Here is a 20,580-nt window from a genome sequence, read left to right as displayed (position 1 = left end):
ACTCTAGCCTTGGATATACTCGTCCAGCTTATCTTTATCAAAGCCCGTGATTTCTTGCTTATCGTCTAAAATTAGCGCGCCGCTCTTTTTAAATTTAGTGATGGTGCGCGAAAATGTTTCGGGAGTCACGTTTAGAATTCTGGCTATTCTGGTGTATTTCGTGCTCATAAAAATATCAAAATTCTCGCTGATAAACTTAGCGATCTTGCCGTCGCAGCTAAGCACGACTTGATTATCAAAGACCGCATTTAGCGCGCGGATCTTCTCAGACATCGATTTTAAAAGCTCCAGGCAAATCTTTGGATCGCTCATAAACTCGTTTTTAAATTTTTCATAATCGATCTTTAGCACCTCGCCGTTTGTCGAAAACACGCCACTTGCAGGATAGCTCGTCTCTTCGAAATTTACCATCTCCGCCACGAGCGAGATGGGGCGGATCTCGCGCATATGGATCTCACGCCCCTTTGCGGAGGTTTTATAGATTTTTAAAATTCCTTTTAGCAGGATTAATAGATACTGCGAGCGCTCGCCCTCGAAAAATAAAATTTCGCCCTTTTTGTAGCTTTTATGGATGCTAATCTGCTCCAAACGATCGATTTGCGCTGCGCTTAGAGCTTTGAAATAAGGAATTCTCTCAAGCATCGCCGCGACCTATTTTTTAAGCAGGTCTCTTATCTCGGTAAGAAGTTTAATCTCTTCGCTAGGCTCCGCAGGTGCGGCAGGCTCCGGCGCAGGCTCGGCTGGCTTTTTAAGCTTATTGATCGCCTTGATCGCGCAGAATATACAAAACGCGATGATGATAAAATCGACCGTTACTTGGATAAACGAGCCGTAGTTTATCGTAACGGCGGGAGTCTGCCCCACCGCTTCTTTTAGCACGATCTTAAGATCGGTAAAATTCATTCCTCCCGTAAGAAGTCCTAAAACCGGCATCATGATGTCGCTTACGAGCGAGGTTACGATCTTGCCGAAAGCCCCGCCGATGACGACGCCCACCGCCATATCGATGACGTTTCCTTTCATCGCGAATTCTTTGAATTCCTGAATGAAACTCATATTGTCTCCTTGAATAAGATGCGCCGATATTAGCCTATTTTTGCTTTGTTTTTGCTTTTTATTAGGAAGTAAAAAGTATAATCTCAGCTTAAATTTAAACCCAAAGGACCTAAATTGTATCGCTTCGCTCCGTCGCCCACCGGCGATATGCATATCGGAAATTTACGCGCGGCTATTTTTAACTACATCTGCTCGCTACAGGATAAAAGCGGCTTCATCTTACGTATCGAGGATACCGACACTGCGCGCAATATCGAAGGCAAAGATCAAGAGATAATCGAAATTTTAAAGCGCTTCGGCATCTCGTGGCAGAGCCTGTATTATCAAAGCAAAAATTTAAAATTTCATCAGCAGTTCGCAGCCAAGCTGCTCTCCGAGAAAAAGGCGTTTTGCTGTTTTTGCAGCGAGGAGGAGCTTGAAGCGAAAAAACAAGCCGCCAAGGACGCGGGCGAGGCTTATCGCTACGACGGGCACTGCGAGCATTTAAGCGATGAAGAGGTGCTAAACTGTGAGAAGCCCTTTACTATCCGCCTTAAAAAACCTGATCACGCGCTGGAATTTACCGACGCAATCAAGGGCCGTATCGCATTTGAGCCGCAGAATATCGACAGCTTTGTTATCATGCGTGCGGACAAGACGCCAACTTATAACTTCGCCTGCGCCTGCGACGATATGATGCAGGGCGTGAGCTTCGTAATCCGCGGTGAGGATCACGTCTCAAACACCCCGAAGCAAAACTGGATCCGCCAAAGCCTCGGCTACGAGGGCGAGATCAAATACGCGCACCTGCCGATCATATTAAATTCCGAAGGCAAAAAGATGAGCAAGCGCGAGGATAGCTCGTCGGTAAAATGGCTGCTTCAAAGCGGCTACCTACCCGAGGCGATCGCGAACTATCTGATCCTGCTGGGCAATAAAACGCCGCGCGAGGTCTTTAGTATGGATGAAGCGGTGGAGTTTTTCGATATCGCTAAAATTTCAAAAAGCCCGGCGAAATTTGACGAGGATAAGCTCGCCTTTATAAACCGCGAACATATCAAAAGAGCGAGCGAGCAGCGCTTGGCGGAGCTTTTTGAGCTTGAGCCAAAATTTGCGCCTTTGATAAAATTTTACACTCAAGAAGCGAGCCTTATCCCGCAGATTAAAGAAAAGATCGCAGCGATCTACGGCGCGAAAGATATCCCGCAAGAGTGGGCGGCGCAGGCACAGGCGCTACGAGAGGCGATCTTAAATTTATTAAGCTCAAACGGCGCTCCAATGGAATTTAATGATTTCAAAGAGGCGCTTTCGCAGGCTACAAGCTTAAAGGGCAAGAGCCTATTTATGCCGCTTAGGTTTTTACTCACAGGCGCACCTCACGGACCGGAGCTTAGCGAGCTGTATCCGCTGATCCGCGCCGATTTAAAGGAGATACTCGATGCTACTAAATAGCGTATTTTACGGCATTTTAGTAAGTATTCACTACGTGATCCAAGCTTATATGATGCTAATTTTCGTCGCCTGCGTCTTAAGTTTCATCCGTCCAAATCCGTTCGGTAAATTTTATAAAATCATCCGCGTGATCTCTGCGCTTACGGAGCCCGCGTTCGCGCTGGTGCGCCGCTATCTGCCTACGACTTTCGGCGGATTTGATCTTTCGCCGCTTCTTATCCTACTCGTGCTTAACTTCTTTGACAGCGCGATAATCTATATCATCAATAGGACGGTCATTTGAAAATATTTCTGAAATTTAGCCTTGTTTTAGGACTGCTGTGCGCCGCAAGTAGCGGTAAAATTTTAAACTACGAACAGATCAAAGACGAGCCAAAATCCCTAGCCAAGGACTATTACATCTATCGCCTAATAGATGAGACGAAATACAACAAAGCGGAGATTAAAATTTTAAAACAAAGTATCTTTCGCTACAAAGGCAAACTAAAAGAGAAGCTAGATAGAATTTTCGGCGCCATTCGCCCTCCTAAGCGTCCGGATCGCTGCGCAGGAGTAACGGCGGCAAATATTTTAGATGCAAATTTAACCTGCAAAAAGGCGCGCTCCTATCCAAATTTCATCGCCAAGCTAAGCCCGTCGGTGCGCGAGACGCTCGCTTCGCAGCTTGAAAAGCACCAAGACGCGGCAAGTAGAAACGCCGTAAATTTACTGCGCGGATTTAACGACGAAAATCCGAGCGAGTATTTTATGCAGAGCCGCAACGCGCAAAACTACTTTTTATATTACGACTACTTAAAAGGTGCGGGCAAGGACGCTCTGATCGATATCGACGCCGACGCAGCCTTCGTAAGCGAACTGGCTTCGCAAAAAGGCTTCAAAGCGGTTCTCAATGACGCGCTAATCAACCGCAAATACCCGCGCCTGCGCCGCTCGCTTACGGGCGTCGATCCGTCGGCTGTAGAAAAGGACGTAGCGTTTATGCTGGGCGTAAATGCCGTCATGCAGGGCGATGAAGGGGCTGCGCTTGCATTTTTTAGCCGCGCAGCAGCGAGCTTTGAGAAGCCTCACGACGTGCACAATGCGAAATTTTGGATCTACCTGCTAAATGGAGATCAAAATGTCTTGCGCCAGCTTGCTAGCAGTGATTATTACAGCCTCTACGCGCTTTATGCCAAGGAGGTCTTAGGGGATAGGAATTTAAACATAATCATCCCAAATCCCGCTAAAAATTCCATCGAGGGCTACGATATCACCGATCCTTTCGCTTGGGTTCGCACGAAAAATAGCGCTGATCAGATGTCGCGCCCACAGCTTTTGGAATTTGCCAAAAAATTCGACACTAAGCAAAGCATCGGCGAGTACTCATACATCATGAATAAAGCAAGCGGCGGCAAGGACAACTTCTATCCGGCGCCGTTTATGGAATATATCGGCGACGGCGATAACCGCCGCAAGGCGCTAATTTTGGCGCTCGCCCGCCAAGAAAGCCGCTTCGTGCCCGCATCGGTATCTACATCGTATGCGCTTGGGATGATGCAATTTATGCCATTTTTGGCTAACGAGATCGGAAAAAAGCAACTCAAAATCGACGGCTTCGATCAAGACGATATGTTCCGTCCGGAAGTCGCCTACCGCTTCGCCAACATCCATATCGACTGGTTGGAGCGCAAAATTTACAGCCCGGTTTTCATCGCATACGCCTACAACGGCGGGCTCGGGCTCGTTAAAAAGATGCTGCAGCGCGGCGATATGTTTAATAAGGGCAAATTTGAGCCGTGGCTTAGCATGGAGCTCGTGCCATATGCCGAGAGCAGGGACTACGGCAAAAAGGTACTCGCAAACTTCATCATCTACTCGCAGATCCTCGATCCGCGCGCGAAAGTCTCGGTGCAACAGGAGCTGCAAGATCTGCTGATACCGAGCAGAAGCGACGACTTTCGCTAAGCTGGCGACGGGCTTGGAGGATGATTTTAAGAGGCGGCGAGCGAGGAATTTTAAAAGCCGTCGCCTCAAAAGCGCAAAATTTGCCCGCTAAGAGCCTAGACGGGCAGATCAAAGCGGCGAAATTTTGCCGCGCGAATAGGCAATGCGCTATAAAATCGTGCGGAATTTATTTTGGTTTCAGTGACAAAATTTTATCTCTTGATGCTAGCCAAAGGTTATTTCTGCCCTACACGAAAGGCAGTGCGCCATGCAAATTATCGCGACCGTAGTTCTCATGCTAGCCGCCGTTTTGTGCGTATCGTCATTGAAAGACGAAAAGAAACGCTCCGCAAATTTAGCGGCTTGCCTGTTTTTATGGCGTTTGCGTATTGCGTGCAATTCGGCGTGCGGGACGATAGCTACGTCCGCGCGGGCGGCGCGGCGCTGATAGTCTTTTTTATCTTTGCGGTTGCTTTTTTCGAGCTTTATTTCTGGGGCGACGAGCTTTAAAATCTAAAATTTATTGAAATTTTATCGCGGCGTTTTGTGAGCGATTAAATTAGCGCCGGAGCGCAGAATTTTAAGTGGCGTGAAATCAAAATCGGGCACTTTCGGCTATGGAATTTAAACAGATAAGCTATTCGCATGTACCCTCCGCAAAGGCCGCGACGGGTTTAAATTTAGCCTCTTTTGCGACCTATTTGCGATGCTTTAAAATTTCGTAACTTCGGATATGCAAGCCACCGTTTTAAAATTTCGGCAAGTTTTAAATTTTAAATCTACGCCTCTTTGCCGCGCCGTTTTAGCTAAATTTAACCGCGCAGGGTCTGCGGATGTGAGATGATTTAATTTTACGACCTTAACTCCGCGCGAGCTTCGGCGGAATAAAGCGATCAAATTTGCTATTTAAAAAGCCCTTTAATCTTGCCGAAAAGCGACTTTTCGCCGCCTGTGGAGGTTGCGTCTTCATGATCTTCAGCGGCGGAATTCTTGCCGCCGCCTTCTATCGTATCGCCGCTGCACGGGACGGAATTCCCGCCGCTTGCTTTCATTGCGCCGCCATCCGCTTCCGTCGCACTGCCGCCGCCCGTCGCATTGGCGCTGCGCAAGGTAAAATTCTCTCTGACCATCCTAACGCCTCCGCCTGCCTTATCTCGCTGCATCGCTTCGCCGATCTGCTGTGCGGCGATTTCCGCGTAGATCAGCGCGCCCTTAGTATCGCAATTAAAAAGATTTGAAAACGACTCGGACCTATTCAGATCGATCGGATTGGGCTCAACCACTTCGGTAGCCTCAAGTAGCCCTACTCCAAGCTCGCGAGCCAAATTTAGCGCCTTTAAAAACACGGGCAAATTCTGCGCGTAAAACTTATCTACGGAGGATTTAACCTCGCCGCCCGCTTCATAATCGCGCAGCAGCTTTTGCACGCTAGCAGCGCTAAGATACGCGCCGCAGCAGTAATTCTCGACGATCTCGTTGCGGATCTGCCCGTTAAATTCCGCTAAAAATTCCGCCGGCAAAACCTCGCGCCAATCGCTTATATAGGTTTTAAATTTAGAGCTTTGCTCCGCCAAAAAGCTAAAAGCCGTGCCGCGCGTGTAAAAATACTCTCTAAAATAGCCCTGCGCCACGGCGAGGTGAAATCCGTGCGTTTTATTAAAAATGCCCCCTGTGCCGTACTGCAGCGCCGAGCGGAAGCCGTCCGTGTATTTTTCTACATAAAATTCATCCATCCCCGCTTCGCGCGCGATTTTAGCGATAGCCTCAAAATCTCCCTTTTGCGCAAGCTTTAGCGGCTTAAAATACCACTGCGAAATTTCATCTTTGCCGATCGCGTGATAGCTTATGTCGTAGCCCACCCTCTCTCCTTTAATCTTTCAGATCGATCTGCGGCTGCCAATACAGCGACTTTGAAATTTTACGAAATTTCATCGTGGCACCCAGACCATTTGAGGTGCGGTAGCTAAGCACCAGCTCGTCCTTATCGCTCTTAGGCGCGGTGATCTTGTAGCGGCTTGACCACGCGATCTTAAAAAGCTCCTTTTGCAAAAGCGGATCGCCGTCGTGCAGCGGCACTACGTTTGCGTTTGCGCCGTTGATCTGCACCGCGAAGATCTGAATCTCTTTAGGATAGGAGGTGAGCAAAAACACCTCGTCCTCCGCGGCGTTTCTAAGCTCGGGCGCGACGGGATTTAGATAGGTCGCCACTCCCAAATATCGATCGCCCGCGCGCACCGATTCAAATTTTTGCGTGTAAGCAAGAAACTCGTTTTTAAGCGGATCGTGACGGGGATCGTTTGCGGAGCAGGAGTTTAAAAATAGCGCTAGCGCGGCTAGGAGCGCGCCCTTCAGTAAGCCGTTTAGCGCGCCGCTAAAATCAAATTTCTTCATCGATCTTCCTTTGAAATTTTAGGCGCATTTTAACGAATTTTGCTTTTTAAAAGGCTAAATTCGCTACAATCTGCTCATCTTAAAAAGCCGGATTTTAAAATGAAAAGACTTGCTATCGCATTTTCAGGCCCTTCCAACAGCGGCAAAACGACGCTAATCTGCAAGATCGCTAAAATTTTTATCGCTAGCGGGCTTCGGACTGCGATCGTAAAGCACGATCCGGGAGATAAGGCGCGCTTTGACGTAGAGGGCAAGGACAGCGCCAAATTTAGCGAGCTCGGCGCTGAAACCGTCGTGATGAGCCCGACGCGGACAAGCTATTTTTCGCAGCGCTGCATGCAAATCGACGAGGTCGTGCGGATGCTCGGAGAATTTGACATCCTGCTCGTAGAGGGGCTAAAGACGCTGCCGCTGCCGCGTATAAGCCTGTTTCGCGACAGGATCGATCCGGCGTATCTGCCATTTTCGGACGCGATCGCTTCAAATTTAAGCGGCGAGCAGATGGATAAGCTTTGCCGCGTAAATTTCGACATCAACGACGCTGCGGGTATCAGTGAATGGATCTTAAAAAACGCCAAAAAAATGTAAAGGAATCAGAATGCAAGAGATCGTAAAATCAATCCAAAATATCGCGCTACAAATCGCCGAGGAGCTGAAATACGCGGACTTCGGCTACACCGATCACCACAACAGCACGGGCGATACGCAGCTCAAACTCGACGTAAAAAGCGACGCCATAATCGAGGCGGAATTTCGCAAAAATCCGCTCGTGCGCGCCCTAATCAGCGAGGAGAAAGATGAAATTTTAACGCTGCGAGAGGATGCGCGCCTAATCGTCGCCTACGATCCGCTCGACGGCTCGAGCTTGGTGGACGTAAATTTCGCCGTGGGCTCGATATTTGGCATCTACGAGGATAAAATTTCGCCCGCAAACTTAAAGGCGGCGATCTATTGCATCTACGGACCGCGCCTTGAGATGATCGTTTGCGAGGACGCGCCGAAGCTCTACCGCCTAAATCGCGAGGGCAAATTTAGCTTCGTAAAAGACCTGCGCCTACAGCAAAAAGGCAAGCTAAACGCTACCGGTGCGACGCAAAAGGGCTGGAGCGAACCACACCGAAAGCTCGTGCGAGCGCTGTTTGACGAGGGCTACCGCCTGCGATACAGCGGCGCGATGGTAAGCGACCTGCATCAAATTTTATTAAAAGGCGGCGGACTTTTCAGCTACCCCGCTACCAGCGATCATCCGCGCGGCAAGCTTCGCGTAACCTTCGAAGTGCTACCGTTTGCGTTCATCTTCGAGCGCGCGGGAGGCGCCACTAGCGACGGCGCGAACGGCTCGCTTTTACAGCTTAAAATTGAAAAAATCCACCAAAGCACCCCTTGCTTTTTCGGCTCGAAGTACGAGATCGCGAAGATGCATGAAATTTACGGCGGGAAAAACTGATGGCTGATACCCAGAGCAGCGCGCCGCGCGACGTTTACGACGAAATTTTAGATAAAAGCTTGGCCGCGCTACAAGCGTGCCAAGCCGAGCACAACCTCACCAGCTGCCTGGAGTGCGAGAAGCTGCTAGATTGCGCGGTGCGCGACAAGTATGTCAAGGCGGTTTATGAGAGCATGTCGCACGGCGCGACGGGGGATTTTTCGTTTTAAATTTGCGCTATTGCGATCGCGGAATTTTACTAAGCAGACTGTTTAAAGCCCCTGCATCGCGGATTTTCGCGAAACCTGTTGCGACGCGGAATTGCTCTGCGGTGCGGATTTAATCCGGCGGCGCGCAGGTTTTTGCTTTGCAGTGTAAAATTTGCTCCACTGCAAAACGATAAAATTTACGGCGCGTTTAGCCTCGCGGCAGGGTCAGCTCCGCGATACGTCTGTTTTGCGGGTAGGTTTACGGCGAGCCGATAAAATTTAAAATGAGGGCGCGGCTAAATTTCAAATGCGTAGCTAAATTTAAAGCAGAAGCAGGATTAAATTTCAAGCGGCGCGGCTGGATTTTAAAATTTACGGATAAAATTTTAAGGCGCGAAATTTCGCTTCGCAAAATTTTATCTGCGATCATGAGCCGTTTATGAGCGCGGATACGCGAAATTTCGCAAAATAAAATTTCGGCGGACTAAATTTTACCGCCGCGATCTTTAAATTTACGCGACTAAAACTTACCGACTTGCGCGAGCCGCCGTTCGTCGCCAATCCTTTTGCCGGGCTAAATTTTGCAGGGCAAAATTTAGCCCGGCAAACTTAGCGACGCGGCGAGACGGCGGATTTTACCTCGCAAAATTCTAGCCGTAAATTTAAGCTGCAAATTTAAACCGTGATTGCGCGTTAAAATTTAAAAGCTAATTTAAAGCTCGTCGATCATGCGTGCCGTGCAAAGCGCTCGCCAAAATTTCAAAGCCGAGGCGCATGCAACCGCACGCGTTAAATTTAAATGCCCTGGCGCACGCAATGCTCGGCATTAGAATTTCAGAGCCAGCCAAGGCTCGGTAAGCAGGTGTATCGCGAGCCGTGCTTGCTAAAATTTCAAAGCCGAGCGCGCTACAACGCTCGCTTTAAAATTTCAAAGCTAAGGCGCGTATGGCGGCGATTGCGTTAAATTTAAAACCGATCGGCGATCGCGCGGAATTTTAGGATTGATCCATTCGCGAAGCTGTGCGTCATCGATCTATTCGCAAAGCCGCGTCCATAGGTTTTTTCGCAGCGCCGCATGCCGAAATTTTAGAGCAGTTTGGGGAATGCAAGGAGAGGGATGCAACCGTTCGTGCAAGGGATTTTGATGGGGCTGGGCGTTAGTGTGCCGATCGGCCCGATAAACGTGCTGATGATGTCCTACGCGCTGCGAAGCTACACCAAGGCGCTGTGCCTGGGCCTCGGCGCCATGAGCGCGGATATGCTCTATCTAGCGCTATCGGCGTTTGGTATATCGCAGTTAGCCAAAATCCCGATCGTTTTTGCCTGCATATCGGTATTTGGCGCATGCTTTTTGCTCTACACGGCATACAAGATCTGGCATGGCGCGACTCGCTCGGTGCAGTCTGCAAGCGTCGAGGCTTGCTCGGGTGCGGCGCTTTACGGCAAAGGCTTTTTGATAAATTTACTAAATCCATACGTCATTATGTTTTGGCTCAGCGTCTCTGCCGGCACCGCGCGAGCAGATTTTGCGCTTGCCCTTGCAGGGCTTGTAAGCGGAATTTTAGCTTGGATCACGCTTTTTCCGCTTGCTATATATCTAGCTCGTAGCAAGCTTCCAAACATAGCAGTGCGGGCATTTGCATATATCTCGGCGTTTATTTTGGTATCTTTTGCACTAAAGCTTTTATACGCTATAATTTTCGCTAAAATTTAAACCAAAGGATGGCTTATGAAACCGATTGAAATTCTAAAAGAGCTCATCAAATTCCGCTCGCTCACACCTAGCGACGACGGGGCTTTCAACTACGTCTCGATGCTGCTGGCGGACTTTAGCGAGGATAGATTCGAGCTAAACGGCGTAACTAACGCGATTTTTACCAAGCGCTTCGGGCAGGGTCCGCATCTGTGCTTTGCCGGGCACATCGACGTCGTACCGCCAGGCGAGGGCTGGGCGAGCGATCCGTTTGTGCCAGTGGAAGTGGACGGCTTTTTATACGGGCGCGGCGCGCAGGATATGAAAAGCGGCATCGCAGCGGCAATCTGCGCGCTAGCGGCGGCACACGATTTTAAGGGCACGCTAAGCCTACTACTAACCAGCGATGAGGAGGGTGACGGCATCTACGGCACGCGCGAAATGCTCTCTAAATTGCGCGAGCAAAGTGCCCTACCCAACTTCGCAATCGTTGCGGAGCCTACATGCGAAGTGCGCTTCGGTGATACCATTAAGATCGGCCGTCGCGGCTCGATTAACGGCGTCCTCACACTCACGGGTATCGGCGGGCACGCAGCCTACCCAGATAAATGCATCAATCCTGTCCACATTTTAGCGCCGGTGCTTGCAAGCCTCGCGGGGCATAATCTGGACGCGGGTAGCGAGGATTTCGCTCCAGCCAAGATAGTCATCACCGACATTCGCGGCGGTTCGCAGGTAGTAAACGTAACACCCAAGGACGTACGCGTGATGTTTAACGTCCGCGGCGGCGTAGGGCTGGGACTAGAAGATGTGCGAAACTACGTACTGAGGTTATTTGAGTTAGATGCAAAAGATGCGCTGTGCAGCGAAAGCGAATCCTGCGGCAAGCTAGAAATGAGCTGCACCGCACAGCTGCGAGCAGGCGCGTCGCTACACCTTGCGTTAAAAAGCTCCTCAAAGCCTTTTTTAACTCAGCGAAACTCCAAAATCGTGCAAAAACTAAGCGCTAGCGTGCAGAAGATCTGTGGCGCAGCAGCCGAGCTAAACACCGCAGGCGGCACGAGCGATGCGAGATACTTCGCGGAGTTTGGCGTGGAGACAGCGGAGTTTGGCGTGCGAAACGACACGATCCATCAGATCAACGAACGAGTAGAGATTAGCGACGTCGAAAATTTAGCTAAAATTTTTAGCGATCTGATAGAAAATTTTGGCTAATTTAGGAATTTGGTAAAGCTGCGTAGATTTTCTGCATTCTGCCAAGCTTCGCCAAATTTGCCAGGGTTTTCGCTCGTAACTGCTTGGCAAATTTTATCTTTGCCGTGCGTCTTACGTAGAAATTTTGCCCTGCTACGCCGCTTTTGCTAAGAATTTTATCTACAGCACGCTCGCCGCTTTTACAATTACTTTGCTATGCAACGTCGCTTTCGCAAGAAGCCTTAGCAAAACGCCACCGCTTCAAAGGCGAGCTTTGACAACGAACGCTACCGCTGCTAGGAATTTTTTAAAAGAATACTGCTTTTGCGCGAATTTCAGCAAATAGCGCGATCTTTGCGCAAAATTCATCTCGCTCTCTTTGCGTAGAATTTCATCTTCGTCAGGTGACTCTAGCGGCATACTGCTGTACTTTGCCGTCTTCGTGAAAAATTTTATCTTTGACGCGCCCGCTGCTTACGCAAGAAGCTTGGCTAGGACAATGCCGTTTCTGCTGGGATACCGCCCGCTTCGTGGATTTATAAAATTTTACTTAGTCACGTTACCGCCGAGATAAATTCTGCCCCGCTTACCGCTTCTGTGGAAATTTTACCCCGCTTCGGCAAGCGCAATTAAATTTTACTTTGCCTTAATACGGCGTCGTTGAATTTTACCTTGCAGCGCGGTGACGCAGAATTTTTAAGCTATGCAAAATTCCGCCTCAAAATTTGCTATCCTTGCCTATTTTCACGAAGGGGGCTGCAAAATTTTTGCTGCCTTACGCGCTGCTGCACAAAATGCACGCAAGATGAAAATTTATCGAAGGACTTCAGCGCGGAATTTCGCGAGGCTAAATTTATCACTGCGAAAAATTTCAACCGCTCATAGCAAATGTCTGCGGCGCGATAAATTTAAAGTTAGGACTTGAAAGCCGGCTTAGCAGGCTCCTTGCTAAATTTTAAATATTTCAATTGCTGTAAAAACTATAAATTTACAAAATCGCTTTATGAAATTTCGCAGCGTCGCGCGGTAAAATTTTAAAATCAGCGCCGTGCTTGCAAGGCAGAATTTAATCGAATTTTACTTGCCAAATTTGGCTAAATTTTCTCTTTCAAAGTTTAGTAGCCACGCTTTGGTCGCTACGCCGCCCGCGCCGCTGTATCCGCCGAGCCCGCCCGAAGCTACGACGCGGTGGCACGGCACGATGATTGGGATCTTGTTTTTGCCATTTGCGCTGCCTACTGCGCGGCTTGCGTGCGGTCTGCCGATAGCCCGAGCTAGCTCGCCGTATGTTACGACCTCGCCGTAAGGGATCTCTAAAAGCGCGCTCCACACGGACTTTTGAAACTGCGTGCCATTTTGGCTCAGTTTAACGCTAAAGCTCTCAAGCTCGCCCCTAAAATAGGCGCCAAGCTCGTCGGTGCAAAGAGCTAAATTCTTTCTTAAATCGCTAAGCCTTAAATCGCGTCCTTTATCGTCCGCTGCACGCACAAAGCCTAATTTAGGCTCTGCGTCGTGTTTTTTAAAGATCTCATCATTGGGACTGCAGGCAGAGCTTTTGACCCAGTCGATACTGCAGATCCCGATCTCATCATCCCAAATTTCAAACATTCCAATGGGCGAATTAAAAAAGGCTTTTTGCATCTTAATCCTTTCAAATTTTTACTGGTTTGATCAAAAAAATTTTAAAAAGCGCTTGTTGCGGTGCGAGCTAAAGCTCGAAAACGATGGAATTTCATGCGGTAACGCAAAATTTTAAAATTTATACGCAAAGCATCGCAAAGTCTCTACTCAAACCGCACGATGTTTACCAAAACCCCGTCGAAAACGTCCTGCTTAAAGAGCTTGATCTCGCGCACGATATCTGCGTTGTCGTCGTCGATGACGCCGTTATTGACGAGGCTGTCCTCGACGAGCTTGAAAATAAAGGCGTGGTTGCTGACGTCAGAGATACCGCTTTTAAAGCCCATTTCAAGGCGCACCGGCACGCCTATGTGCACGCCGCGCAGATCCTTGGCGATGTAAAGATCGGCGATCGTGCGCACCATCTTTTTCGCCATTTGGTAGCTCGCCGTGGACGACAAAATATCATTAAGACCGAAATTCTCCATCAAAAGCGGAATACGAACGCGCGCCAAAACCCCTTCGCCAGGCTCGCTCGCGCTCTTTTTCAAAAACGAAATTTTAATCCTATGCGCGATGCCTATGAAACGCGGCTTAAGCTCGATGAGCCTAGCTTTAGACGCTTGCGGTAGCGAAATAGGACGCGAAGTGCTTGCAATAGGCAGAGCCTGCGGACGCTCTCGAAGGCTCGCGCGCTCTTTCGTAGGCGCTTTGCGCGCAGGCTTGCCATAGAAATTTACGGGCTTAGTCGCAAAAGTTGATTCGCTCCCAAAAGCAGCAGACGCGGGCTCATCACCAAGCGCCCCCTCCGCCATAGAAGAAGCAAACGTAGAATTCTCACCCGTTAACGCAGACTGCGCGGATTGCTCGAATTCGGGCACAAATTTATTTCCCGCTTGCGGTGGCAAATTTAAAGGGTGCCACTCTTGTGCAGAGATTTTCTGTGCTAAATTTTGCTCGTCGGAATTTTTTAGCGCGTAATTTTGCCCTTTTGCCAAAAACGCGGAATTCTCACCAACGCAATTCTCATCTTGAGGCGTAAATTCCAAGGCATTTTCTAAGGCAAAATTTGCGGCGCGGCGGCCAGCGAAATTAGCGCTTTGCCCCTTGGAAAACTCGGAGCCTTGAGGCTTGCAATCATTTGCGCACTTTATATCAAGCGCAGAATTTGCGAAAGTAGAATTTTTTGATGCAGAGCTTTGTGCCGTAGAATTTTTACTTCGTAAGTCCGCGTCCTGCTCTGCTACAAACGAATTTTCAGCCACAAAATTCTTCGTTTGCGCCATAAAATTAGAATTTTGCGCCCCAAATATGGAATCTTTCACGAGCGCAGAGCTTTGCGCGGAAATAAAATTTCGCGATGCAGGAACGAAGCTTTGCCCTTTAGCAGAATTCGTAGGCGCAGAGTTTTGTGGTATAAAATTTTCACTCCTCGCATTTGCGCTCTCTTCGAAACTAGCAGCGAGCCCCATACTCATGTCATCCTGCGCAGCATCATTTTGCGAAATAAAATTCTCGCACGCCGTATCTACGCAAAATTCCGCCCGAGCTGCGCCATAAAATTCTGCTTGCGAAACATCTTGAAATTCTGCCTGTGAAGTAAAGCCTTGCGCACTCTGAGCGCTGCACGCAGAAAGATCTCGCTCACCGTGCCTCGCATTTGTGGCATACGAAGTCTTTGCCAAGCCGCCACCAGCCTCGGGCAAAACTACGCCCAAATCTCCGCCGCAAAAGCTACCAAAATCGCAGGCACCGTCAAACTCCGCATAGCCATCTGCCGCGCGGAGACGATCTGCGCGGGCTTTCTTTTTGGGCGTAGAAGAGAGCGTGAGCCTACCTGCAAGCTCGCGTCCACCGGAGTTTAAAATTCCAAAAATTCTAGCTCTAAAACGCTCGAACTGCTCGCCACTAAGCGAAATTTTGTCGTTTAGGCTCTGCACGCCGAAGTCTGCAGCGGTAAAATTTACGATCGCTCCGTCCCTACTCGCGACGCGCACACGACCTTTGACCGAGCCTTTTAACTTAAAATCGCTGCCTGCGAGAATTTTTTTCATTAATTCCTTCGGATTGTAGGGCATTTTAGCGCTCGCCAAAAACCACTTCATTAAATTTAGCGACGAAGCTTAGCGGATTGACGCTCACGCCGTTGATCGCGATGCCGAAGTGCAGATGTGGACCGCTAACTCTACCGCTCTCGCCCGAAAGCGCGATTTCATCGCCTTTGCGAACGTGATCGCCAAGCGTCACTTTGATCTCGCTTAGATGATAGTACTGCGAATAGATGCCGCCGCCATGATCGATCACGACCGAACCACCGGCGTAGTAGCGGTCTTTGGCGATGACTACGACGCCGTCATTGGCTGCGCACACCGCAGTGCCTACCGCGGCGCGATAATCAGTGCCGCTGTGATAGCTTTTAAGCTCGCCATTAAAGGTGCGGGCATTGCCGAACGCAGAGGTTATTTTGGAGTTTAAAGGCAGCTCAAACGGCGTGGAAAAAAGATAGCGCGGCGTGGTAATCGCATAGATCGCGTTGGCTTCGTCGAGCTCTTTTTTGATACGCGCGGCGGCTTCTTTTGGCGGTTTAACTTTGCCAGGAGCGACGCTTAAGGCCTCTTTTTTATACTCGCCCTTTTTCAAAGCGACGATCTGCTCGTGGCTGCCGCTTTGATCTACTATCCGCAGCGCAAAATCCCCCTTAGCGCGATAATTCGCCGCCAAAACGGCGATTTTATCGCTAGAATTTGGTGCCTCGATGAGGGGGATTTTCTTTGAGCCAAAGCTCAACTCGGTCGTGCTTTTATCTAATTTTAAGATAATAACATCACCATTTACTATGTCTAAAGCGAAAATTTTGATCGTCAAAAGTGCAAAAATAGCTAGAAATTTCATAAATTTTCCAAAATTCGTTATTTTTCATCAATTTTTTGTTAAAAATTAGCTAAAACAAATGAAATTGCTGTTATAATAACGAAAATTCAATTTTAAAAGGATTAAATGATGAAAAAGTTTTTGCTTCTAGCATCTGTTGCACTTTGCGGTCTTTTGCACGCGGACGTCGTGGCAAATCAAGAGGTTATAGCGGCGACTAACGTTGTTAGATCTTTCGTAGCGGCTAATAACTTCGGCACCGATGAGCGCTATCTAACCAGCGCCAAAGCCGTCGCAATCCTAACCGACGTAAAACGTTTAGCTGCGGGCGCATCGCTGCAGTACGGCGATGGAATTTTTAGCGTCAAAGGCGAGAACGGCGAGTGGAGCTCACCGATTTTTATCAAATATAAAGGCTACGGCGTGGGCTTACAGGCAGGCTACGAGACGAGCGACATCGTGATGATCTTTCATACTACGAAGTCATATCAAGACATTTTTACTGGCACAGACACCCTTGAGATCAATGTAGGTGCCGCAGCAGGCGGCGTAGGTAGAAGAACCGGTCGCGCAACCGATCTACCTGATATTTCTGCATGGATGGTAAGCCCGGGCGAGCAAACAGGCGTCTACCTAGGCGTATCGATCGACAACGGCAGAATCACTATCGACGATCAACTAACTAACGACTTCTATGAGAGAATTTACGACTACGAGGACATCTTAAACGATTCTCCGCGCGCGAATAAATACGCAAAAAGATGGAAGGAAGTGATGAGGAAGTATTTCACAAACGGCGAAAAATACGGTGCTAGCAGCAGTGCGGCGATACCTGTAAATCACGTGCAGAAAAAATATCCTGACGGTAAGCCGATCATCTCAAACCGCTCTCCTAGAACTCACGCTAAGGCTACGCGAAGCAAAAAGGCTAAAAAATCAAAATAAATTATCGAGTTAAGCCCCGCTTATGGGGCTTCTTGCTTTGGCTTTGCGTTGAGTTTGTGCAAGAGCGCGCAAGCGTGAAATTGAAAGCACATAGGCTATTTTAAAAAGATTGATTGATTCTTTACTAAAGTATTTTATTTAATTTTTATGAGTTATTAGATATATAAAGACCGAATAAAATTTTATGAAATTTAACGAAATTTTTATAAAATTTAATCAGTTTTTTATATTTTTATCACTACAATTATAATTCTTGTCTCGTTAGCTCAGTTGGTAGAGCATCTGACTCTTAATCAGGCGGCCGTAGGTTCGAATCCTACACGGGACACCATCTATCAAATTTCCCCCCTATTTTTAGTTTTTTGATTTTTTTAAAAGCCCTGTTTTGAGGCTTTTTCAAATTTTTTCAAAAAAATTTCAAATGCTAAAAACGCTAGATTATACAGGTAGTTTAAGAGAAACTACTATATATTAAAAAATGTATAGTAGCTCTTAAGCTTGTTAAACTCTTTGGAAGCTTTTATAATTTGTCCTATGAAACTATATTAAATTTTAAAGGACAAGCAGTTATGAAGATTTTTTCTAAAATTAAAGACGATCCGGTTTTTAAAATAGACCCCGATAAAGTGATCAGAAATTTCTCCCTGCCTCATCGCAAAAATACTATGGTGGAAATGATAGATGAGCATATAGCAGTTAGATTTTACCGCTCATTTACTAAAAAGGGAGAGCAAACAATCCATAGGTACTATCACTATTCGCTAGGAGGTAAGCTGATTAAGTCTTTAGGCAATGCAGATGAGATAAGTCTTAATGAAGCCAAGCAAGCGCTTAAAGGTTTAATAGTAGATGGTTCTACTAAACTAGCCGCCCCAAGTAATACTCTAGCGAGTGTTTACCAGCAGTTTCGCAGACATAACGGCAATGTCGCATTAGCAACCTCTAAAAGACGAGATATGAGCTTTAAAGCTTTAAGGGATATTTGTGACAAAGATATAAACAAGATAAGCAAAAAGGATATTATGCCGATACTGGATTATTATTACGATAATGAGAAGTACGCTTCCTTAGAAATTTTATTCAAACTTATTAAAAGACTATTCAGATATGCTCGCATAAGAGATATTTCTAAAAATCCATTATTTGCAGAAGAGGTGTTTAAGGACTTTTATAATATACCTCGCCATAGCGAATACCCATATATAAAAGATGACTTGGATTTAACCGTACTTATTAAATTTATCATGAACTATCCTCATCAAATAGGTGTTAAGAACGCTTTGATCTTTGGACTACTTACCGGGCTAAGAAGCTCAAATGTAAGAAATTTAACCCATGAGCATTTAAAAATAGGCGATGATGGAGAATACTACTTGCTATTTCCACAAGATGAAAATAAGGTAAAAAGCAATGGAGATGAACATCTGGGACTTCCTACAGAAGTGGGGCAATGGCTGCAAAGGTTACACGCTCATAATAGTAACTGCCCGTTATGCTTTGCCAATACTCAAGGAGAGGTACTAAGCGATATGACTCTAGTTAAAGCGCTTAAAACCTATGCTCCCGTAATAGCTAAGAATAGACTGGTTTTTCACTCTTTTAGAAAGATACTAGAAACCTTTGCATATGAAAAAATCCATGAGAACAAGCTGGATCCTTATAGCATTGAACGCACCCTTTTTCATGCACAAAGAGAGATACAAAAGATTTATAACAAAGCTACGAATATTGAGAATACGCGTAGGGTTCTAACATGGTGGCTAGGTTATTTAAAGGAGCTGGGGTTTAAATTTTAAGGGGAGAAGCAAGGATGAGTTAAAGAAAAGGATAGTTTCTTTGAAGGTTTGCGCAGTTGTTGATTGAACAGAATACATCCGGCAAGCTGAAAAAAGTAATATATACGGCAAATACCATAGATATAGCAAAGCTATTTGCCATAAACGGGCAAATACTTATAAACATACAGAGGATTTTCAATATAATTAAGTCTCTATAAAATGAACAAGATGAGCTTACTACGTATTTCAGATATTCTAAAGCTTATTAGTAAGCCCATTTAATTCATTAATTCCATAATCCATGAGTTTCATATATATATAGGTAGTTTAAATTTTTCAACTAAATCAGCCCTTTATCCATTGCGGGGATATTTCTCTTTTTACTAAGTGCCGTTTAAATATGCTTTTTATAACTTTTTGGAATATTTCTTTGCTAAAGCAACTCCTTATTGCAAATAGCAAATTCTGGGAATATTCTTATGAAGCTTTGCTTTGATAAGGCATTTAAATACCGAAGGCATCTATCTAGCCATCTCATCTTTTAATAAAACCAAGAATGCCTATAACGAGCAATGGCAAGATCAAAGTGGATACAACCGCAGCTTTTAATCAAGCCAAGCAATGCCCATAATAAAACTAGGAATGCCTATGATCAAGCCAAGAATAATGCCTATCCTATATCAAACCAATCCACCTATACTATTAACCCAACCAAGTAATGCCTAGTTATCTCTACTCTTGAATGTCCCATATCTATAGATACCTGAGCTAAAGCTTCTATATGACTCATACCCTCTTTACTTAACTCTTGGTATCTTTCTTGAGCGAAGTTATATCTAAGCCCATGAGTTCCTCTGCTATCCGCTCCTGCTGCTTTTAGATCTTTTACGTAAGAATTTCTTGGAGCATAGTATCCCGCTTCTTTGGCAAGCCTTATCTGCTTTATGGTTTTATCGCTTAGCTTTTTAGTGCTATAGCATAAGCCGTTCTTGCTGCCGAGTATGGTTATGCTATTATCGTCGTTAATTTGCCATTTGCTTGAGTTAATGGCATCATCCAGTCTTAGTCCTGCTTCCAATTGAAGCTTGGCGGATATATAGTATAATGAGCTTAATTGCATATTGCTTATGATTTTATATGGGTTTTCATAGGCCCTGTTATAATGTCTTTTACGAAGGTTCATACCCTTTTTCTTAAGCTCTTTGCGGATATCCGTAATATCTTTTCCCGATACGTTTAGCCCTAGCTTACTGCAATTATCAAAGCTCTTAGCTAATGCAGATATATAGGTATTAAGCGCTCCGCCGCTTATTTCATCTGCTTTTAGCAGTAGCCACTCTCTTGCACTACCGGCATTAATGTTTTGCATTATTTTTTGACCGTGTTTGGCTTTAAGAAATTCTATATATTGAGTAGTTACCGCTCTTAAGTTTTGAAGACTTTTAATGCTATGGGCGTATACGCTCTTTGTATGACCATTTTGTCCTTTAAGCTTACTATTACGTCTTACGTTACTTTTTGATATTCCTATACCGTTTGCTTGCCTCATAATCTGAGAGATAATAGCCTTAGCGTTCATTCTAGTGTGCAGAGCCATGATTATATATACCTTTATCTTTTTAATAGTCTTGCTACGTTTGATTTGCTGGTTTGTATGCCGTAGTTTTTCCATAGGATATCTGCTATTTTTTGATAGCTATGGCCGCTTTTATGTAGGGATTTTAAGCAATCCTTATAATCTGCTATTTTTGATTTGGTCGGTTTTTTCTTTGGGTCTAGTAGCTTTTTATACTCTTTATTTACTACTTCGCTTAAGGCTCTTTTATCTACCTTCATATCTTTGTAATAGTGCAATATACCATTAAGTGCATTATCCGCTCTTTTCTTATCGTGCCTTGCTCTACTAATATATGAGATAAAGGTATTTACCAGCCATATAAGCTCATTCTGATTAGTAGTCTCTTGAGCTTTATCGTTAAAGACCTTTATGCCTTTCTTAACTCTTAAAATATTTTCGTAATGCATATCTGCTCCTTTGTGATA

At 46.2% G+C, this 20,580-nt stretch carries 22 protein-coding genes and 1 tRNA gene; 12 read left to right on the top strand and 11 right to left on the bottom strand.

Going from position 1 to position 20,580, the window contains the following annotated elements; translation table 11 throughout:
- Window positions 1-3: 3 nt before the first annotated feature.
- Both Q0323_RS08330 and mscL read right to left on the bottom strand, forming a co-directional pair.
- A complete protein-coding gene (locus tag Q0323_RS08330; RefSeq protein ID WP_295151931.1) occupies window positions 4-642 on the bottom strand; it encodes a Crp/Fnr family transcriptional regulator in 639 nt (212 codons plus the stop codon).
- A 9-nt stretch (window positions 643-651) separates the two neighbouring features.
- Entirely contained in the window at window positions 652-1,056 is a 405-nt protein-coding gene (mscL, locus tag Q0323_RS08325; RefSeq protein WP_297897758.1) for a large-conductance mechanosensitive channel protein MscL, read from the bottom strand.
- 114 nt (window positions 1,057-1,170) lie between these two features.
- On the opposite strand from mscL, the gene gltX reads away from it, so the two are divergent.
- From gltX to Q0323_RS08305, 4 genes are all read left to right on the top strand, one after another.
- Entirely contained in the window at window positions 1,171-2,487 is a 1,317-nt protein-coding gene (gene gltX / locus Q0323_RS08320) for a glutamate--tRNA ligase (RefSeq protein WP_298053460.1), read from the top strand.
- On the top strand, window positions 2,474-2,770 hold the full coding sequence (locus Q0323_RS08315) for a YggT family protein (RefSeq protein WP_298053459.1): 297 nt from the start codon (window positions 2,474-2,476) through the stop codon (window positions 2,768-2,770). Before gltX ends, Q0323_RS08315 begins: the two co-directional genes overlap by 14 nt.
- Complete coding sequence (locus Q0323_RS08310) at window positions 2,767-4,431, top strand: lytic transglycosylase domain-containing protein (RefSeq protein ID WP_298053457.1); 1,665 nt, start codon at window positions 2,767-2,769, stop codon at window positions 4,429-4,431. The genes Q0323_RS08315 and Q0323_RS08310 overlap by 4 nt, the downstream gene beginning before the upstream one ends.
- A gap of 171 nt (window positions 4,432-4,602) precedes the next feature.
- A complete protein-coding gene (locus Q0323_RS08305) occupies window positions 4,603-4,920 on the top strand; it encodes a hypothetical protein (RefSeq protein WP_298053455.1) in 318 nt (105 codons plus the stop codon).
- A 392-nt stretch (window positions 4,921-5,312) separates the two neighbouring features.
- Here the strand turns inward: Q0323_RS08305 and Q0323_RS08300 are convergent, their stop codons facing one another.
- Together Q0323_RS08300 and Q0323_RS08295 are read right to left on the bottom strand one after the other, a co-directional pair.
- Window positions 5,313-6,269 (bottom strand): hypothetical protein, encoded by a 957-nt coding sequence (locus Q0323_RS08300; protein WP_298053453.1) that lies wholly within the window; start codon window positions 6,267-6,269, stop codon window positions 5,313-5,315.
- Window positions 6,270-6,279: 10 nt separating this feature from the next.
- Entirely contained in the window at window positions 6,280-6,801 is a 522-nt protein-coding gene (locus Q0323_RS08295) for a hypothetical protein (RefSeq protein ID WP_298053452.1), read from the bottom strand.
- A gap of 99 nt (window positions 6,802-6,900) precedes the next feature.
- Here Q0323_RS08295 and mobB point away from each other — a divergent pair, with 99 nt between their 5' ends.
- The 3 genes from mobB to Q0323_RS08280 are packed head-to-tail and all read left to right on the top strand — an operon-like array spanning window position 6,901 to window position 8,457.
- Window positions 6,901-7,389 carry a molybdopterin-guanine dinucleotide biosynthesis protein B gene (gene mobB / locus Q0323_RS08290; RefSeq protein ID WP_298053450.1) on the top strand — a complete coding sequence of 163 codons (489 nt, stop codon included), beginning with the start codon at window positions 6,901-6,903 and terminating at the stop codon, window positions 7,387-7,389.
- A gap of 10 nt (window positions 7,390-7,399) precedes the next feature.
- Complete coding sequence (locus Q0323_RS08285; protein WP_298053449.1) at window positions 7,400-8,248, top strand: class 1 fructose-bisphosphatase; 849 nt, start codon at window positions 7,400-7,402, stop codon at window positions 8,246-8,248.
- Entirely contained in the window at window positions 8,248-8,457 is a 210-nt protein-coding gene (locus Q0323_RS08280) for a hypothetical protein (protein WP_291936097.1), read from the top strand. The genes Q0323_RS08285 and Q0323_RS08280 overlap by 1 nt, the downstream gene beginning before the upstream one ends.
- Window positions 8,458-8,695: 238 nt before the next feature.
- On the opposite strand, the gene Q0323_RS08275 is transcribed toward Q0323_RS08280, so the two are convergent.
- Complete coding sequence (locus Q0323_RS08275) at window positions 8,696-8,866, bottom strand: hypothetical protein (protein WP_298053447.1); 171 nt, start codon at window positions 8,864-8,866, stop codon at window positions 8,696-8,698.
- A 687-nt stretch (window positions 8,867-9,553) separates the two neighbouring features.
- Between Q0323_RS08275 and Q0323_RS08270 the strand changes: the two genes are divergently transcribed.
- Together Q0323_RS08270 and dapE are read left to right on the top strand one after the other, a co-directional pair.
- On the top strand, window positions 9,554-10,150 hold the full coding sequence (locus Q0323_RS08270) for a LysE family transporter (protein ID WP_298053445.1): 597 nt from the start codon (window positions 9,554-9,556) through the stop codon (window positions 10,148-10,150).
- A gap of 15 nt (window positions 10,151-10,165) precedes the next feature.
- Window positions 10,166-11,344, top strand: coding sequence for a succinyl-diaminopimelate desuccinylase (dapE, locus tag Q0323_RS08265; protein WP_298053444.1), 1,179 nt, complete (start codon window positions 10,166-10,168; stop codon window positions 11,342-11,344).
- Between the two features lie 240 nt (window positions 11,345-11,584).
- On the opposite strand, the gene Q0323_RS08260 is transcribed toward dapE, so the two are convergent.
- From Q0323_RS08260 to Q0323_RS08245, 4 genes are all read right to left on the bottom strand, one after another.
- Complete coding sequence (locus tag Q0323_RS08260; protein WP_298053443.1) at window positions 11,585-11,743, bottom strand: hypothetical protein; 159 nt, start codon at window positions 11,741-11,743, stop codon at window positions 11,585-11,587.
- 657 nt (window positions 11,744-12,400) lie between these two features.
- Window positions 12,401-12,964: a methylated-DNA--[protein]-cysteine S-methyltransferase gene (locus Q0323_RS08255; protein ID WP_298053442.1), complete on the bottom strand. Its 564-nt coding sequence runs from the start codon at window positions 12,962-12,964 to the stop codon at window positions 12,401-12,403.
- Window positions 12,965-13,107: 143 nt separating this feature from the next.
- Window positions 13,108-14,997 carry a hypothetical protein gene (locus Q0323_RS08250; protein WP_298053441.1) on the bottom strand — a complete coding sequence of 630 codons (1,890 nt, stop codon included), beginning with the start codon at window positions 14,995-14,997 and terminating at the stop codon, window positions 13,108-13,110.
- 25 nt (window positions 14,998-15,022) lie between these two features.
- The gene (locus Q0323_RS08245) at window positions 15,023-15,835 is read right to left on the bottom strand and encodes a M23 family metallopeptidase (RefSeq protein ID WP_298053434.1); all 813 of its coding nucleotides are present in this window, start codon (window positions 15,833-15,835) and stop codon (window positions 15,023-15,025) included.
- Between the two features lie 108 nt (window positions 15,836-15,943).
- Between Q0323_RS08245 and Q0323_RS08240 the strand changes: the two genes are divergently transcribed.
- The 3 genes from Q0323_RS08240 (at window position 15,944) to Q0323_RS08230 (ending at window position 18,555) form a co-directional block, all read left to right on the top strand.
- Window positions 15,944-16,759, top strand: coding sequence for a lipid-binding SYLF domain-containing protein (locus tag Q0323_RS08240; protein WP_298053433.1), 816 nt, complete (start codon window positions 15,944-15,946; stop codon window positions 16,757-16,759).
- 255 nt (window positions 16,760-17,014) lie between these two features.
- Window positions 17,015-17,090: transfer RNA gene (locus tag Q0323_RS08235), tRNA-Lys, on the top strand.
- Between the two features lie 238 nt (window positions 17,091-17,328).
- Window positions 17,329-18,555: a tyrosine-type recombinase/integrase gene (locus Q0323_RS08230; protein ID WP_298053431.1), complete on the top strand. Its 1,227-nt coding sequence runs from the start codon at window positions 17,329-17,331 to the stop codon at window positions 18,553-18,555.
- Window positions 18,556-19,231: 676 nt separating this feature from the next.
- Here Q0323_RS08230 and Q0323_RS08225 read toward each other — a convergent pair.
- Entirely contained in the window at window positions 19,232-20,209 is a 978-nt protein-coding gene (locus Q0323_RS08225) for a hypothetical protein (RefSeq protein WP_298053430.1), read from the bottom strand.
- Window positions 20,149-20,562, bottom strand: a complete 414-nt coding sequence (locus Q0323_RS08220; protein WP_298053428.1) for a hypothetical protein — start codon at window positions 20,560-20,562, stop codon at window positions 20,149-20,151. Before Q0323_RS08220 ends, Q0323_RS08225 begins: the two co-directional genes overlap by 61 nt.
- Window positions 20,563-20,580: the final 18 nt, after the last annotated feature.

Source organism: uncultured Campylobacter sp., from assembly GCF_938030145.1.
Lineage (GTDB): Bacteria > Campylobacterota > Campylobacteria > Campylobacterales > Campylobacteraceae > Campylobacter_B.
Note: the sequence above shows the minus strand (reverse complement) of the source record. Positions and strands in the feature narration are given on the sequence as shown.

Excerpts from the sequence above, each read along its gene's own strand:
- mscL (WP_297897758.1), bottom strand. The coding sequence starts at position 1,056 with ATGAGTTTCATTCAGGAATTCAAAGAATTCGCGATGAAAGGAAACGTC.
- Q0323_RS08230 (WP_298053431.1), top strand. The coding sequence starts at position 17,329 with ATGAAGATTTTTTCTAAAATTAAAGACGATCCGGTTTTTAAAATAGAC.
- Q0323_RS08250 (WP_298053441.1), bottom strand. The coding sequence starts at position 14,997 with ATGAAAAAAATTCTCGCAGGCAGCGATTTTAAGTTAAAAGGCTCGGTC.
- mobB (WP_298053450.1), top strand. The coding sequence starts at position 6,901 with ATGAAAAGACTTGCTATCGCATTTTCAGGCCCTTCCAACAGCGGCAAA.
- Q0323_RS08330 (WP_295151931.1), bottom strand. The coding sequence starts at position 642 with ATGCTTGAGAGAATTCCTTATTTCAAAGCTCTAAGCGCAGCGCAAATC.
- Q0323_RS08240 (WP_298053433.1), top strand. The coding sequence starts at position 15,944 with ATGAAAAAGTTTTTGCTTCTAGCATCTGTTGCACTTTGCGGTCTTTTG.
- Q0323_RS08270 (WP_298053445.1), top strand. The coding sequence starts at position 9,554 with ATGCAACCGTTCGTGCAAGGGATTTTGATGGGGCTGGGCGTTAGTGTG.
- dapE (WP_298053444.1), top strand. The coding sequence starts at position 10,166 with ATGAAACCGATTGAAATTCTAAAAGAGCTCATCAAATTCCGCTCGCTC.
- Q0323_RS08295 (WP_298053452.1), bottom strand. The coding sequence starts at position 6,801 with ATGAAGAAATTTGATTTTAGCGGCGCGCTAAACGGCTTACTGAAGGGC.
- Q0323_RS08315 (WP_298053459.1), top strand. The coding sequence starts at position 2,474 with ATGCTACTAAATAGCGTATTTTACGGCATTTTAGTAAGTATTCACTAC.
- Q0323_RS08220 (WP_298053428.1), bottom strand. The coding sequence starts at position 20,562 with ATGCATTACGAAAATATTTTAAGAGTTAAGAAAGGCATAAAGGTCTTT.
- Q0323_RS08260 (WP_298053443.1), bottom strand. The coding sequence starts at position 11,743 with ATGCCGCTAGAGTCACCTGACGAAGATGAAATTCTACGCAAAGAGAGC.
- Q0323_RS08275 (WP_298053447.1), bottom strand. The coding sequence starts at position 8,866 with ATGATCGCAGATAAAATTTTGCGAAGCGAAATTTCGCGCCTTAAAATT.
- Q0323_RS08285 (WP_298053449.1), top strand. The coding sequence starts at position 7,400 with ATGCAAGAGATCGTAAAATCAATCCAAAATATCGCGCTACAAATCGCC.
- Q0323_RS08245 (WP_298053434.1), bottom strand. The coding sequence starts at position 15,835 with ATGAAATTTCTAGCTATTTTTGCACTTTTGACGATCAAAATTTTCGCT.
- Q0323_RS08225 (WP_298053430.1), bottom strand. The coding sequence starts at position 20,209 with ATGGAAAAACTACGGCATACAAACCAGCAAATCAAACGTAGCAAGACT.
- Q0323_RS08255 (WP_298053442.1), bottom strand. The coding sequence starts at position 12,964 with ATGCAAAAAGCCTTTTTTAATTCGCCCATTGGAATGTTTGAAATTTGG.
- Q0323_RS08280 (WP_291936097.1), top strand. The coding sequence starts at position 8,248 with ATGGCTGATACCCAGAGCAGCGCGCCGCGCGACGTTTACGACGAAATT.